Genomic DNA, 15,481 nt, shown 5'->3' with positions numbered 1-15,481 from the left:
CACGACCAGGCAGCAACGGGGGACCCACTTCCGACGGCGCGGCACCGGTCGAGCGAGCTCGACCGACCGCACGTCTTGGGGTGAAGCCGCTCGTCGCGACCACGACGCCCGTGATCGCGACGCACGGCCGGGCACGTACCTCCCGCCCGAACCCGACAGCTCACCCCGAAGGCGTGCGAGGTACAACCACATGACCACCACCCCCACCCTGGACGGGGCGCGCCCTGAATCGGCTCCGGCCGGCCGCCGCCTCCTTCGCGTCGGCGTCGCCGCCGGCGTGGCCACCGCCCTCGTCGGCGGCGGCCTGACCGCCGTCACCGCCCTGCCCGCAGAGGCCGCCACGCACGCCAAGGCGTCGCGGATCTCCCTGTCGGTCTCCGACCGCACCTACCAGCGCTCGAAGCCTCCGACCCTGACGATCCGCTCGACCTCCGGGGGCCACAGCTTCTCCGGCAAGGCCGTCGTGTTCCTCGGCGGCAAGACCTACAAGAAGGTCTGGCTCCGTCACGGCGCCGCCAAGCTCCACCTGTCGAAGTATCTGTCGCTCGGCAAGCACACCGTCCGCGTGACCGTGTACCCGTCGAGCTCGACGGTCGCCCGCTCCAGCGCGACCACGAGCGTCACCGCGACGCGCTACTCGTCCCGCGTCGTCGAGCAGGCCGTCAGGTACAAGGGCGTCCGCTACGTCTACGGCGGCTCCTCGCCCCGCGGGTTCGACTGCTCCGGCTTCACCCGCTACGTGTACAAGCACGCGACGGGCCGCACGCTCCCCCGCTCCTCGTCCGCGCAGCGGCACGTCGGCCGCGTCGTCTCGCGCAGCCACGCCAAGCCCGGGGACCTCGTCTACACGCCCGGGCACGTCGGGATCTACGTCGGCGCCGGCAAGATCATCGACGCCCCGCGCCCCGGCAAGACCATCCAGGTGCGCAGCATGTGGCGGACCAGCTGGACCTTCATCCACGTGTCCAACTCGGCGACCACGATCTGATCGGACCGCCGGCCCACGGAGCGCGCCCACCCGTCACGGGTGGGCGCGCTCCGTCGTGTCGGCCGGCGACACGGTGGTCGACGCGCCCACGAACGCCGACGGGGTCCGCACCACGTCCCGGAGGACCGCCCGCGCCCCACCGGTGAGGGCGGCGTGGTCCACGACCGGGGCCGCAGCGACGACGAGCCGCTCGGGCAGCGCCGGGACGCGGCGGCGCAGCTCGTCGACCACCGGGCCGTGCAGGGCGTCGGCGAGCGTCGCGTAGAGGCCGCCGAGCAGCAGCGTGTCGACGTCGAGGACGTTCACGACAGCGGCGAGCGCACGCCCGACGAACGTCCCGACCCGCTCGAGGACGTCCGTCACCTCGGGGTCGCCCGCGGCCGCACGGACCGCGATCTCGTCGACGTCGAGGTCGTCGGACGGCCCGCGTCCGAAGGCGGCCAGCAGCGCGAGCTTGCCCGCGACCGCCTCGAGGCAGCCGCGCGCACCGCACTGGCACAGAGGGCCGTCCGGCTCGACGGCGACGTGCCCGATCTCTCCGGCCCACCCGCGGCGCCCGACGTAGAGGGCGCCCTCGAGGAGGACGGCGGCGCCGACGCCGACGTCCACCGAGAGGTACACGAACGTCGTGCCGCCGCGCGCGAGGTCCGGAGCCTCCGTCGCGCTGCGCTCGGCGACGTCGGCGAGGACGTCACCGTCGCCGGCGCGGTCGCCCGCGAACCAGCCGAAGCGGAGCTGGGCGAGCCCCGCGAGGTTGGCCTCGTTGGCGATCCGGACCCGGATGTCGTCGGCCGCGCGCAACGGGCCGAGCAGCGGCACCGGGTCGAGGTCGGCCCAGCCGAGGTTGGGCGCGACGACGAGGTGTCCGTCACGGACGTCGACCAGGCCAGGGAGGGCGAGCCGCGCGCCCGCGACCCGCACGCCCTCGGCGTCGAGGCCCGCCACGACCTCGCGGGCGAGGTCCGCGAGGCGCGGCAGCACGACGGCAGGGTCGCTCGCGTGGAAGTCGCCGCGCTCGATGCGCTCGACGACGGTGTCGCCCGCGAGGTCGACCGCGCGCACCCCGAGGTACCCGACGTTGACCTCGAGCCCCAGCCCGACGACGGTCCGGGACGCGGGGACGAGCGGGACGGCGGGTCGTCCGACGTTGCCCGGCTCGGGCGGCAGCTCGCGCACGACACGGGCGCCGACGAGCTGGTCGACGAGCGTCGAGACGGTCGCGCGGGTCAGCCCGGTGGCGGCGGCGATGGCGGCGCGCGACGGCGGCCGCTCGGCCCCGAAGACGGCGCGCGCGACGAGCCCGAGGTTGTGCTCGCGCAGCGACGCCTGCCGCGCCTTGGGGGTGGTGACCGGCTCCATGGGTTGACCCTACCGGCTTTCGTCGATAAGTTCAGCCATACAACAAAGACTCGACGAGGAGAGCACCACCATGAGCGGCACCGACATCAAGTACTCCTTCGGCCTCTGGACCGTGGGCTGGCAGGCGCAGGACCCGTTCGGCGACGCCACGCGCACCGCGCTCGACCCCGCCGAGTCCGTCCGCAAGCTCGCCGACATCGGCGCCTGGGGCTTCACGTTCCACGACAACGACGTCTTCCCGTTCGACGCCGACGACGCGGACCGCCGCGCCCGCATCGACTCCGTGAAGAAGGCCGCCGACGAGACCGGCCTCGTCATCGAGATGGTCACGACCAACACCTTCACGCACCCGATGTTCAAGGACGGCGCGTTCACGTCGAACAACCGGGGCGTGCGCCGCTTCGGCCTGCGCAAGATCCTGCGCAACGTCGACCTCGCCGCCGAGCTCGGCGCGCAGACCTTCGTCATGTGGGGCGGCCGCGAGGGCGTCGAGTACGACAACTCGAAGGACCTGCACGCCGCGCACGCCCGCTACGCCGAGGGCATCGACACCGTCGCCGCGTACATCAAGGACCGCGGCTACGACATCCGTATCGCGCTCGAGCCCAAGCCGAACGAGCCCCGCGGCGACATCTTCCTGCCGTCCATCGGGCACGCGCTCGCGCTCATCGCGACGCTCGACAACGGCGACATCGTCGGCCTCAACCCCGAGACCGGTCACGAGCAGATGGCCACCCTCAACTACACGCACGGCCTCGCGCTCGCGCTCTACGCCGGCAAGCTCTTCCACATCGACCTCAACGGCCAGCACGGCCCGAAGTACGACCAGGACCTCGTCTTCGGTCACGGCGACCTGCTGTCCGCGTTCTTCACGGTCGACATGCTCGAGAACGGTTTCCCGAACGGCGGCCCCCGCTACGAGGGCGCCCGCCACTTCGACTACAAGCCGTCCCGGACCGAGGGCCCCGACGGCGTCTGGGACTCGGCGCGCGCCAACATCGAGACCTACACGCTGCTGGCGAAGAAGTCGTCCGAGTACCGCGCCGACCCCGAGGTCCAGAAGGCCTTCGAGCACGCCGGCATCTTCGAGCTCGGCGAGTCGACCCTCGCCGAGGGCGAGACCTTCGAGCAGTTCCTCGCCGACCCGAGCACCCGCGAGGAGTTCGACGTGGACGCCGCCGCCGAGCGCGAGTACGGGCTCGTCGCGCTCCACCAGCTCGCGCTGAAGCACCTCATCGGCTGATGAGCACGCACACCACCCCGGGGGCGGTCGACCACGCGTCGGCCGCCCCCGGCGGCGCGCGCACCCTCGTCGCCGGCGTCGACTCGTCCACCCAGTCCTGCAAGGTCGTCGTCCGCGACGCCGCGACGGGCGAGCTCGTCCGGTCCGGGTCGGCCAAGCACCCCGAGGGCACCGAGGTGCACCCCGACGCCTGGTGGGACGCGTTCTGCGAGGCGTCGGCCGCGGCCGGTGGCCTGACCGGCGACGCGGGCGTCGCCGCCCTCGGCGTCGGCGGGCAGCAGCACGGCATGGTCCTGCTCGACGCCGACGGCGAGGTGCTGCGCCCCGCGCTGCTGTGGAACGACACCCGGTCGGCGTCGTCCGCCGCCGACCTCGTCGCCGAGCTCGGTGCCGAGGCGTGGGCCCGGGCCACCGGGTCCGTGCTCGTCGCGTCCATCACCGCCACCAAGCTGCGCTGGGTCGCCGACCACGAGCCCGAGCTCGTCGACCGGATCGCCGCCGTCGCGCTCCCCCACGACTGGCTCACCTGGCGCATCGCCGGCTACGGACCTGTCTCGCAGGACCTCGAGCCCGACCTCGCCGCCCTCGTCACCGACCGGTCCGACGCGTCAGGCACCGGGTACTTCGACGCCTCGGGCGACGACGGCCGGGGAGCCTACCGCTACGACCTGCTCGCCCTCGCCCTGCGGGTCGACGAGTCGGTCGCCCGGCAGATCGTGCTCCCCCGCGTCCTCGGACCGGCGCAGGACGGCGGCCACGCGGATCCCGCGCACGCCGGCCGCGTCGTCGACGGGACCACTGTCGGCGCCGTGCTCGCACCGGGCGCCGGCGACAACGCCGCGGCCGCTCTCGCGCTCGGCATGCGCGCCGGAGACGTCACCGTCTCGCTCGGTACGTCCGGCGTCGTGTCCGCCGTGGCCGACCGACCCAGCGCCGACGCGTCCGGGCTGGTCAACGGGTTCGCCGACGCGACCGGACGCTACCTGCTGCTCGGCGTGACGCTCAATGCGAGCCGGGTGCTCGACGCGGCCTGCCGGATGCTGGGCGTCGACCACGACGGGCTGTCCCGGCTCGCGCTCGCCGCACCCGCCGGGGCGGACGGACTCGTCCTGCTCCCCTACCTGGAGGGCGAGCGCACCCCCAACCTGCCCGACGCCACCGGGTCGGTCCACGGCCTGCGGCTCGCCACGGCGACCCCCGAGCACCTCGCTCGCGCCGCCGTGGAGGGCATGCTGTGCGGGCTCGCCGACGGGCTCGACGCGCTCGTCCGGCAGGGTGTGGACGTCCAGCGGGTCCGTCTGGTCGGCGGGGCCGCGCGGTCCGAGGCCGTCCGGCACGTGGCTCCGAGCGTCCTCGGACGCCCGGTCGAGGTGCCGCCCGCCGGCGAGTACGTCGCCGACGGTGCCGCCCGGCAGGCCGCCTGGGTTCTCGCCGGGGGTGATGAGCCGCCCTCGTGGGGCGCCGCGTCCGCCGGGACGGTGACCTTCGAGGCGGAGCCCGCCCCGCACGTCCGCCACGAATACGCGCACGTCCGGGACGCCGCGTTCCCGTCCCTGCGGTCCTGACTTCCCACCCGTCCCCCGAGCCGCACCTTTCGTCCGTCATCCGTCCCCGACGAGGTGCGAAAGGTGCGGTTCGGCGGGCTGACCACGCTCCCCGAGGAGACCTGTGCCCTTCACCGACCTGCCGCTGGTCGAGCTCGAGCGCTTCCGGCCGGACGTCCGCGAGCCCGCCGACTTCGACGCCTTCTGGGCGAAGACGCTGTCGAAGTCCCGGGCCGCGGGCGCCGGGCGGGGCGCCGACCTCGTCCCGGCGGAGACGCCCATCACCGAGGTCGTCGTCGAGGACCTCACGTTCCCCGGCTTCGGCGGCGAACCCGTCAAGGGGTGGGTCGTGCGGCCGCGCCGCCGTCCCGACGACGCCCCGCTGCCCGCCGTCGTCGAGTTCAACGGGTACAACGGCGGGCGCGGCATCGCGGGCGAGCGGACCGGCTGGGCCCTCGCCGGGAACGTCCACGTCTTCATGGACACCCGCGGCCAGGGGTCCGGCTGGGGAACCGGCGGCGACACCCCGGACCCGCACGGCGGCGGGCCCGCAGCGCACGGCTGGATGACCCGCGGCATCGAGGACCCGCGCGACCATTACTACCGCCGCGTGTACACGGACGCGGCGCTGCTCGTCGAGCACGTGCGCGCGCTGCCGTTCGTCGACGCCGGCCGGGTCAGCGTCACCGGCGGCAGCCAGGGCGGCGGCATCGCCATCGCCGCCGGCGCACTCGCGTCCGCGGCGGCCGTGCTGCCCGACGTCGCGTTCCTGTGCGCGTGGGAGCACGGTATGCAGGTCGCCACGTCGGACCCGTTCACCGAGCTCGCCCGGTACCTCGCCGTCCACCGCGACGCCCTCGAGACGGTGCTCACCACGGCGTCCTACCTGGACGGCGTGAACTTCGCGCGACGCATCACCGCGCCCGCGCTGTTCTCTGTCGCGCTCATGGACGACGTCGTCCCGCCGTCCACCACGTTCGCGGCGTACAACGCGCTCGCGTCGGAGGACCACGAGATCGCCGTCTACCCGTTCAACGGGCACGAGGGCGGGCAGACCCGCCAGTGGCTACGTCAGGTGGAGTTCCTGCGCGCCCGCGGCCTCGCCGTCTGACGCCGCGGTCGCGAGGACCCCGCCGAGCGGGGCGACGTCGGGGCGGGGCGACCGCGGGGCGGGACGCGTCGCGGTTCGTGACGCCACGCACCACAGCCCGCCCCGCACCCTCCACCCCGGCCCGCGCCGCCCGGCCCGGACCCCCAGGACCAGCCCCTTCGCTCGCGGACCGACGACGTCGCCGCGTCGCGGCAAGGGGCTCGGGTGCTCCGCGTCACGAACGGGAGCCGATGACGACGCAGGGCGGGGACCGACGCCCAGAGGACGGGGGCGACGAGGTGTCGAAGGACGTCAAGGAGTCCGCGCGGGCCCCCAGGGGCCGCCGGACGACAGTCCGAGACAGCTCGTCGCCCCGTCCGACCGCCCGTCCGCCCGATCGCCGTGCCCCGTCGACGGACCGCGCGTCAGCGCACCGTCAGCTGCAGACCTTCCGCGCCGTCCGGACGGTCGACCACGACCGTGTCGCCGTCGGACACCTCACCGGCCAGCAGCTGCCGGGCGAGCCGGTCGCCGATCTCGCGCTGGACGAGCCGGCGCAGGGGCCGCGCCCCGTACGCGGGGTCGAACCCTTCGAGCGCGAGCCACTCGCGAGCGGGCCCGGTGACCTCGAGCGTGATCCGCCGGTCGGCGAGCCGCGCCGCGAGGGACGCGACCTGGAGGTCGACGATGCGGCCGAGCTCGTCGAGCGCCAGCGGGTCGAACATGACGACGTCGTCGAGCCGGTTGAGGAACTCGGGCTTGAACGACGCCCGCACGGCACCCATGACGGCTTCGTGCTTCTCGGTGTCCGACAGCAGCGGGTCGACGAGGTACTGCGACCCGAGGTTGGACGTCAGCACGAGGATGACGTTGCGGAAGTCGACGGTGCGGCCTTGTCCGTCGGTGAGCCGGCCGTCGTCGAGCACCTGCAGGAGGATGTCGAACACCTCGGGGTGCGCCTTCTCGACCTCGTCGAGCAGGACGACGGAGTAGGGACGCCGCCGGACGGCCTCGGTGAGCTGCCCGCCCTCCTCGTACCCGACGTATCCGGGCGGTGCGCCGACGAGCCGGGCGACGGCGTGCCGCTCGCCGTACTCGGACATGTCGATGCGGATCATGGCGCGCTCGTCGTCGAACAGGAAGTCGGCGAGCGACTTGGCGAGCTCGGTCTTGCCGACGCCGGTGGGTCCGAGGAAGAGGAACGACCCGGTGGGCCGGTCGGGGTCGGCGACGCCGGCGCGGGCGCGGCGGACGGCGTCGGACACGGCGGCGACGGCGGACGCCTGCCCGATGAGGCGCGCGCCGATGACGTCCTCCATGTGGAGGAGCTTCTCGGACTCGCCCTGGAGGAGCCGGCCGGCAGGGATGCCGGTCCAGGCGGCGACGACCTCGGCGATCTCGTCCGCGGACACCTTCTCGGGGACGAGGGGTGCTGCCGTCTCGTGCGCCGCGCCGGTGCCGCCGGCGGCCGCGGCGGACTCCTCCGCCTCGGCGGCGGCGAGGTCCTGCTGGAGCGCGGGGATCTCGCCGTACTGGATGCGCGCGGCGGCGTTGAGGTCGCCCTCGCGCAGGAGCCGCTCGGCGTCGGAGCGGAGCTGGTCGAGCCGGACCTTGAGGTCGCCGACGCGGTTGTGCCCGGCCTTCTCTGCCTCCCAGCGGGCGGTGAGCGCGGCGAGCTCCTCGCGCCGGTCGGCGAGGTCGGCCCGGAGCCGCTGCAGGCGCTCGACGGACGCCGGGTCGTCGGACTCGGACAGCACGACCTCCTCCATCTCGAGGCGCGTGACGGCGCGTCGGAGCTCGTCCACCTCTGTCGGTGACGAGTCGAGCTCCATGCGCAGGCGGGACGCGGCCTCGTCGACGAGGTCGATGGCCTTGTCGGGGAGCTGACGGCCGCTGATGTACCGGTCGGACAGCGCCGCGGCCGCGACGAGCGCGTCGTCGCTGATGGTGACCTTGTGGTGCGCCTCGTAGCGCTCCTTCAGGCCGCGAAGGATGGCGACGGTGTCCTCGACGGACGGCTCCCCGACGAAGACCTGCTGGAACCGCCGCTCGAGGGCCGGGTCCTTCTCGATGTGCTCGCGGTACTCGTCGAGCGTCGTCGCACCGACCATGCGCAGCTCTCCGCGGGCCAGCATGGGCTTGAGCATGTTGCCCGCGTCCATCGCGCCTTCGCCGCCGGAGCCGGCGCCGACCACGGTGTGCAGCTCGTCGATGAACGTGACGACCTCGCCGTCTGACGCCTTGATCTCCTCGAGCACGGCCTTGAGCCGCTCTTCGAACTCGCCGCGGTACTTGGCGCCCGCGACCATGGCCGCGAGGTCGAGGGACACGAGCTTCTTGCCCTGGAGCGACTCGGGGACGTCTCCGGCGACGATGCGCTGCGCGAGGCCTTCGACGACGGCGGTCTTGCCGACGCCGGGCTCGCCGATGAGGACGGGGTTGTTCTTGGTGCGGCGCGACAACACCTGGACGACGCGCCGGATCTCGGCGTCGCGACCGATGACCGGGTCGAGCCTGCCGTCCGCGGCGCGGGCGGTGAGGTCCTGGCCGTACTGCTCGAGGGCCTTGTAGGTGCCCTCGGGGTTGGCGCTGGTGACCTTGGCGTTGCCGCGGACGGCGGGCAGGGCCGCGCGCAGGGCGTCGACGGTCGCACCGGCGGCCCGCAGGGCGTCGGCGGCGGGCGAGGCGGCGCCGGCGAGCCCGATGAGCAGGTGCTCGGTGGAGACGTACTCGTCGCCGAGGCTCTGCGCCTCCTTGCCGGCGAGGTCGAGCACGGCGGAGGTCGCGCGGCTCGGGGTGGGCTGCGCGACGGCGGACCCGCTCGCGGCGGGCAGGCCGACCAGGGCCGCGCGCGCCTTCTGGCCGACGGCCTGGCGGTCGGCGCCGACGGCGTCGAGCAGCCCGGCAGCGACGCCTCCGGGCTGGGCGAGCAGGGCGGAGAGCAGGTGGACGGGCTCGAGCTGGGGGTTCCCGGCGGCGGACGCCGTCTGGATCGCCTCACCGATCGCCTGCTGCGACATGGTGGTGAACTTCGTGTCCATGGTTCTCCCGGGTAGGGGACGATTCTTCTGTCCGTGACAACGGGCGCAGAGTTGAGCCTATTCCGCTCAAGTCTGAGTGGGAAGAGGCATCGCGACCCGCGTCCAGGCCACGTGGCTACCCTCAGAACCATGCCCCTCACGACCCCGATCGCCCGCAGCCGCCGACGCCACCGGACGGGGTCGCTGCTGGCACTCGCCGGGGTCGCCGTCCTCGCGCTCGCCGGCTGCGGCCGCCTCGACGCCGACCTGCGCGTCAACATCGACGACACCACGGACGGCACGATCGTCCTCGCCGTCCCCGACCGCGTCGCGACCGCGCTCGGCGAGACGCCGGACGCCCTGTGGCAGCGGGTGCTCGACCAGCACGACCTCGCGGCCCGCCTCGGCGACAGCGCGACGAGCGCGCCGTACCACGCCGGCGGGTACACGGGCACGAAGATCACGTTGCACGCGACCCCGCTCGCGGACCTCGCGACGGCCGTCGCCGACGGGCCGGGCGACGAGACGCTCACCATCGCCCGGCAGGCCGCCGACCGCGGCGACCAGTTCGTCGTCGACGTCCACCTGGACCTGTCGGCGGCGACGCTCGCGCGCCTCGGCGACGAGGACGCGGGCACCGCGTCGAGCGCCGCCGGGGGCGACGCGGCGACTGCGAGCCCGGCGGGCGACGACGTCGAGCTCGCGCTCACGTTCCCCGGCAAGGTCGCGTCGGCGGACGGGACCGGGGCGTCGTCGTCCGAGAACACCGTGACGTGGTCGTCGTCGGACGGGGTGCTGGACGGGCACGCGGTCGCGTGGTCCTCCAACCAGGGCACGCGCGTGCCCTGGTACGTGTTTGCGCTCCCCGCGCTGGTGCTCGCGACGATCGTCACGCTCGTCCTGACGACGGTGGCCCGCAACCGCCGCCGGGACGCCGCGGGCGGGCCCCCGAGCAGGCACTGACGCGGCCGGTGACGCGTCCCCGAGAGGTCTGCGGCCGTCTCGCTTAACCTGGTTCCATCACAGAACCTTCACAGGTGGTCGCGTCCTTGTCGACGGGACCGCCGGGGAGCGGGGGACCATGTCGACCACCACCACGTCGCGGACCGGTGACGCCCCGGCCGTTCCCCCGTCGGAGCGCCCGCGCGGCAGACGGCGGCGCGCGGCGGCGCTCACCACGCTCGCGGCCGTCACGGTCCTCGCCCTGAGCGGGTGCGTGAAGATCGACATGGCGTTCACGCTGCACAGCGACAACACCGCGGACGGCACGGTGATCTACGCGATCCAGGACTCCGCGGCCAAGGCGCTGGGCCAGGACCCGAAGGACCTGCTGAAGGAGGCGACCGAGGGCGAGGACCCGGCCGACGACTTCGGCGAGGGCGCGACGAGCGAGCCGTACCAGCAGGACGGGTACACCGGCACCAAGGTCACGCTGAAGAACTCGTCGCTGGACGACCTGGGCGGCGACGCCACCAGCACGTCCGGCACCGAGGACCCCGACGACCTGAAGATCGTCCGCGACGGTGACGAGTTCGTCGTCTCCGGCAAGCTCGACCTCGCAGACCTCGGCTCGGACGCGGACGCCGAGGAGTCGGGCCTGTCGTCCGACCAGATCGCGAGCCTGTTCGACGTGAAGATCGCGATCACCTTCCCGGGCGCGGTCGTCTCGGCGGACCCGGCGGCGACGATCGACGGCAGCACGGTGACGTGGACGTCGAGCGGGTCCGACGTCATCAACCTCGACGCGCGCGGCAAGGCGACGACGGGGTCGAGCGGGCTCGCGTGGTGGGTGTGGCTGCTCATCGGGCTCGCGGTGCTCGCCGTGATCGCGGTCGTCCTGCTCGTCCTGCTGCGCGGCAGGAAGCCGGCCGCGCAGGACGCCCCCGACGCCCACCCGCAGGACCATGCGACCCAGCGCCTGGACGTCCAGCCGGGCTTCCAGGCGGACGCACCTCCCGCGCCCACGCCGCCGACCGACGTCCCATCGACCGACGTCCCATCGACCGACCTCCCACCGACCGGCCTCCCACCGACCGACGACGGCGCCGCGCCGCCGTGGGAGGCGGGACCCAAGCCCCCTCCGGCCCCGCCGTCGGCGGGCTGACGCACCCGCGTCGCCCACGGAACCGTTCACACCGTCAGCGACGGCGCCTCCGGCGTCGAGAGCGTGAAGACCGCGCCGGCGACGTGCTCCCACCCGGCGACGTCACGCTCGAGGGCGTCGAGGCGGCGGGCCACGTCGGACTCCTTGGCGTCGCCGACGAGGTCGACGGCGGCGACGAGGTACAGCGACCGCGGACCGACGTACTCGATGCGCAGGTAGGTGACCCGTTCGACGCCCGGCAGGGCGAGGATGCCGCGCAGGGTGGCGTCGCGGGTCCGCTCGTCGGTCCCGGCGCCGACGAGGAAGTCGCGGTTGCGCCGGATGAGGACGACGGACACGACGGCGAGGACGACGCCGACGAGGATCGACCCGATCGCGTCGGGCACCGCGGACCCGGTGAGCTGGTGGGCGAGCACGCCGCCGAACGCGATGACGAGCCCGACGAGGGCGGCGGCGTCCTCGGCGAACACGGCCCGCAGCGTCGGGTCGGACGTCGTGACGATGTGCTCGACGAGGTCGCGCTCGGCCTCGCGCGCCTCGGGGCGGGCCTGGCGCACGGACCGCAGGAACGAGTAGCCCTCGAGGACGAACGACACGCCGAGCACGGCGTACGCGACGCCGAAGTCGGTGGCGGGCTCGGGGTCGATGAGCTCCTGGACGCCGTGCGTGATCGACACGCCCGCACCGAGGGCGAACAGGCCGAGCGCCGCGAACATCGACCAGACGTACGCCTCGCGACCGTAGCCGAGCGGGTGGGCGGCGTCGGCGCGCCGCCGCGCGGACCGGTCGGCGACGAGCAGGAACACCTCGTTGCCGGTGTCGGCCCACGAGTGCACGGCCTCCGCGACCATCGACGCCGACCCGGTGATCATCGCCGCGGCGGTCTTCGCGACGGCGACCAGCAGGTTGGCGAAGAACGCGACCACGACGGTGACCGTCGACTCGCCGTGCTCGACGTCCGCGGCGACGCGCGGCGTGCCGGGCGCCGAGGCCGGTGTGTCGGTCATGGCCTACGTCTAGCACGCACCGCGGGCCACGGCGCGGTGGGTCTCACCGCACCGCGGCCCGCGGTGGTCGTGCTGTCGTGCGCCGCTCAGCCGGCGTACGTCGCGAGCTCCGCGACCTTCGGGGTGCTGGACGAGCTCGTGATCTGGAGGTTGATCTTCGTCAACGAGGTGGCGGTGAACCGGATCGTCCCGGCGCCGGTGCCCGTCGCGAGGACGGCACCGGTGTCGTTGTTCACGATCTTCCAGGCGCCGATCGTCCCGGACGTGCCGGTCGGCTCCTTGACCACGACCGCCGCGACCTTCTTCGCCGACGACCACTTGACCGAGATGGTGCCCGTCGAGCCGCTGGGCGACCAGTACGTGGTGGCGTCGCCGTCGATCGCGGCGCCGTAGCTGGTGCCGCTGCCCTTGCTCGACCCGTCCGCGGACGCGCCGAGGCTGAGGTTGGTGCCGGTGGGCGTGCCCGTCGGCGTGGCGGTGGCCGTCGGGCTGGACGTCGGGGTGGACGTCGGGGTGGACGTCTTGGTCGGCGTGGCCGTGGCGGTCGGCGAGCTGGTCGGGGTCGACCCGCCGAACGTCACCCGGAGCTTCCCGCTCGCGTCGAACGACCACCCGAGCGCACCGGAGTACGCGGAGCAGCCCGCGCTGTTCGTGCCGGCGTAGAAGTGGTTCGTCCCGTCGTCGGTCCCGACGACCTTGTCGTTCGACCCGCTGTCGCACGACAGGTTGCCGCTGAACACGGACGTCCCGGTCTCCCAGTGGAAGTTCCGCTCCGCGTTCTTGAGGCTGACGTTGCCCGTGATGGTCATGTGGCCCGGGTTGCTGTTGTACGTGAAGCCGTCGTGGCCGTTCTCGTACGCGATGTTGCGGAGCGCGACGTGGTCGTTCGCGATCTTGGAGCCGCCGAGCTTGAACCCGTTACGGTCGCCGCTGCCGGCCTGCGAGCCGTCCGACAGGGTGCCGTTGTGGTACGAGAGCGAGTCCTCGATGGTGACGACGCCGATGGGTCCGGTCTCCTCCTTGGCGTACAGGTCCCAGCCGTCGTCGATGTTGTTGTGCGAGACGTCGTACCGGAACACGTTGCCGGGGCCGGCGGTGAGCTTGGCGGCGAAGCCGTCGGCGTCCTCCCCGTCCGAGTCGACGTTGTCGTGCGACTCGCTGCTGACGACGAGGTTGTCGGACGGCCACTCGGACGCCGGCGCACCGGCGACGAGGCGCGCGATCTGCAGGCCCGTGTCGTGGTTGTACGCCGTGACGACGCGCTCGATCACGTTGTGGCTGCCGCCCAGCAGGATGCCGTTGTCGCCGGCGTGCTGGACGGTGATGCCGTAGACGCGCCAGTAGTCGCCGCCGAGCGCGAGGCCGCGGTTCGAGTCGGCCTCGGCCTGGGCCGAGAAGTCGAGCACGGGCTTCTCACCGGGGTACGCGGCGAGGGTCGTCAGCGCGGACGCCGTCCCGTCGTTGCCCGGCTGGACCGTGACCGTGTCCGTCAGGGCGTAGGTGCCGCCGCGCAGGAAGATCTGCCCGCCGGGCGTGACCTTGGCGACGGCGGCGGCGAGGGTCGTCGGCGCGGCGAGGGTGCCGGCCGCGCTCGCCGAGCCGGTGGGAGCGACGTAGATCGCGCCGCTGCCCGGGGTTGGTGCTCCGCTCGTCGTGCCGCCGGTCGACCCCCCGGTCGAGGTGGACGTCGGGGTCGAGGTGGGCGTCGAGGTGGCCGACGACGTCGGGCTCGGTGTCGCGGACTTCGTCGGCGTCGCGGTCGGCGACGTGGCCGTGCACGACCCGCTCGACACCTTGAGGCCCGTGTTCGCGCCGGCCGTGGCGGTGACGATGCTCGGCACGCAGCTCGCGGCGTCGAGCGTGTACGAGTACGGGATCGCGACGGTCGTCGTGGACGTCACGTTCGGGCCGGCGGGGTGGTTCTCGGTGCCCGCTGCCGTCCAGGTGACGCCGTCGAACACGTTGCCGGCGACCTGCCAGTACCCCATGAGGTCGGTGTAGAAGGTGCCGAGCGGGTCCTTCGAGTTCTTGAAGTAGTTGTTCTCGACCTTGGCCTTGCCCCCGTCGCGCGGGTTGATGCCCGACTTCTGGAGGTCCACGTAGTAGTTGTCGTAGATGTGCGCCGTCGCGGCGCGCAGCAGCGGGGTGCGCGAGTCGATGGTGTCGTACAGGTTGTGATGGAACGTGACCGGGCCGTTGCCGGTGTCGCTGTCGCTCGACCCGATGAGGCCGCCGCGCCCGGAGTGCCGGAAGACGTTGTAGGACGCCGTGACGTACGTGGTGTCGGCCTTCATGTCGAGGAGCGAGTCGAAGCCCTCGTCCTCGCCGCCGGACGCCAGCAGCGTGTCGTGGTCGACCCAGACGTTCGAGACGCCGGACTCCATGCCGATCGCGTCGCCGCCGTTCGAGACGGGCCCGTGCGACTTGTGGACGTTCTGCACGGTGACGTTCTGGATCACGATGTTGTGCGCGTCGCGCAGGTGGATGCCGATCTGGTCGAACGTGGCGCCGGAGCCGACGCCCAGGAGGGTCACGTTGCTGACACCCTTGAGCTGGACCTCGGTCGCGGTGGTGTCGCAGCTGTCGCCCGAGACCTTCGTGGTGTTGCCGAGCGTGATGGTGCCCTCGACCTGGATCGTGAGCGGCGTGTCGTCGCTCGCCCGGCTGCACAGCGCCTGGTTGATGGCCGTGCCGGTCGTCGCCTTGACGGTCGCGCCGCCCGCTCCCCCGGTGGTGCCACCGTTCTGGGAGGCGAACCCGTTCGCGCCGGTCGTGGCGGCCTGAGCGCCGGGGATCGTCAGCGCGGCCACCCCGATCGCCGCGGCCACGGACGTCGTCACTCCTGCGGCGAGGAGTCGTCGTGTCTGGCGTCTCATCGTGTTCCTCACTTTCGTCGTCGAATGCGGGACTACGCCGGCTGCGGTGGGCCCGACCCGACGTCGGTGTCGGGCGGGCCGGCCCCCGGAGAGGCGCGAGCAACCGGTTTCTGGAACGTAAGTGTCCGATGAGGGTGAATTCAAGCGTTTCTGGCTGTTTCCCGGAGAACCAGCGTCGTTTCTCGCCCGGAGCGACGTCCAGCACGCCACGTCCGTTCCGGTGACCGGTTTCTGACGGGCCGCTGACGAA

Annotated in this window: 10 protein-coding genes; 6 read left to right on the top strand and 4 right to left on the bottom strand. The window is 73.1% G+C overall.

Going from position 1 to position 15,481, the window contains the following annotated elements; all coding sequences use genetic code 11:
- Nucleotides 1–190 precede the first annotated feature (190 nt).
- Nucleotides 191–988, top strand: coding sequence for a C40 family peptidase (locus tag CLV34_RS06085; RefSeq protein ID WP_100349398.1), 798 nt, complete (start codon nt 191–193; stop codon nt 986–988).
- A 33-nt stretch (nt 989–1,021) separates the two neighbouring features.
- Here the strand turns inward: CLV34_RS06085 and CLV34_RS06080 are convergent, their stop codons facing one another.
- The gene (locus CLV34_RS06080) at nt 1,022–2,347 is read right to left on the bottom strand and encodes an ROK family protein (RefSeq protein ID WP_100349397.1); all 1,326 of its coding nucleotides are present in this window, start codon (nt 2,345–2,347) and stop codon (nt 1,022–1,024) included.
- A 70-nt stretch (nt 2,348–2,417) separates the two neighbouring features.
- Between CLV34_RS06080 and xylA the strand changes: the two genes are divergently transcribed.
- The 3 genes from xylA (at nt 2,418) to CLV34_RS06065 (ending at nt 6,245) form a co-directional block, all read left to right on the top strand.
- Nucleotides 2,418–3,590: a xylose isomerase gene (gene xylA, locus CLV34_RS06075; RefSeq protein WP_100349396.1), complete on the top strand. Its 1,173-nt coding sequence runs from the start codon at nt 2,418–2,420 to the stop codon at nt 3,588–3,590.
- Nucleotides 3,590–5,155 (top strand): xylulokinase, encoded by a 1,566-nt coding sequence (xylB, locus tag CLV34_RS06070; protein ID WP_100349395.1) that lies wholly within the window; start codon nt 3,590–3,592, stop codon nt 5,153–5,155. Before xylA ends, xylB begins: the two co-directional genes overlap by 1 nt.
- Before the next feature lie 103 nt (nt 5,156–5,258).
- Nucleotides 5,259–6,245, top strand: a complete 987-nt coding sequence (locus CLV34_RS06065; RefSeq protein WP_100349394.1) for an acetylxylan esterase — start codon at nt 5,259–5,261, stop codon at nt 6,243–6,245.
- A gap of 404 nt (nt 6,246–6,649) precedes the next feature.
- On the opposite strand, the gene clpB is transcribed toward CLV34_RS06065, so the two are convergent.
- Nucleotides 6,650–9,265 (bottom strand): ATP-dependent chaperone ClpB, encoded by a 2,616-nt coding sequence (gene clpB / locus CLV34_RS06060; protein WP_100349393.1) that lies wholly within the window; start codon nt 9,263–9,265, stop codon nt 6,650–6,652.
- Nucleotides 9,266–9,394: 129 nt separating this feature from the next.
- Between clpB and CLV34_RS06055 the strand changes: the two genes are divergently transcribed.
- Together CLV34_RS06055 and CLV34_RS06050 are read left to right on the top strand one after the other, a co-directional pair.
- The gene (locus CLV34_RS06055; protein ID WP_100349392.1) at nt 9,395–10,207 is read left to right on the top strand and encodes an LppM family (lipo)protein; all 813 of its coding nucleotides are present in this window, start codon (nt 9,395–9,397) and stop codon (nt 10,205–10,207) included.
- A gap of 118 nt (nt 10,208–10,325) precedes the next feature.
- Nucleotides 10,326–11,348, top strand: a complete 1,023-nt coding sequence (locus CLV34_RS06050; protein ID WP_100349391.1) for an LppM family (lipo)protein — start codon at nt 10,326–10,328, stop codon at nt 11,346–11,348.
- A 26-nt stretch (nt 11,349–11,374) separates the two neighbouring features.
- On the opposite strand, the gene CLV34_RS06045 is transcribed toward CLV34_RS06050, so the two are convergent.
- Both CLV34_RS06045 and CLV34_RS06040 read right to left on the bottom strand, forming a co-directional pair.
- Nucleotides 11,375–12,355: a cation diffusion facilitator family transporter gene (locus tag CLV34_RS06045; RefSeq protein WP_100349390.1), complete on the bottom strand. Its 981-nt coding sequence runs from the start codon at nt 12,353–12,355 to the stop codon at nt 11,375–11,377.
- Between the two features lie 86 nt (nt 12,356–12,441).
- Nucleotides 12,442–15,231 carry a pectate lyase family protein gene (locus CLV34_RS06040; protein WP_100349389.1) on the bottom strand — a complete coding sequence of 930 codons (2,790 nt, stop codon included), beginning with the start codon at nt 15,229–15,231 and terminating at the stop codon, nt 12,442–12,444.
- Nucleotides 15,232–15,481: the final 250 nt, after the last annotated feature.

Origin of the sequence: Luteimicrobium subarcticum (genome assembly GCF_002798015.1) — a bacterium.
In the GTDB taxonomy this organism is placed as follows: Bacteria; Actinomycetota; Actinomycetes; order Actinomycetales; family Cellulomonadaceae; genus Luteimicrobium; species Luteimicrobium subarcticum.
This window is presented reverse-complemented; position numbering and strand designations above follow the sequence as displayed.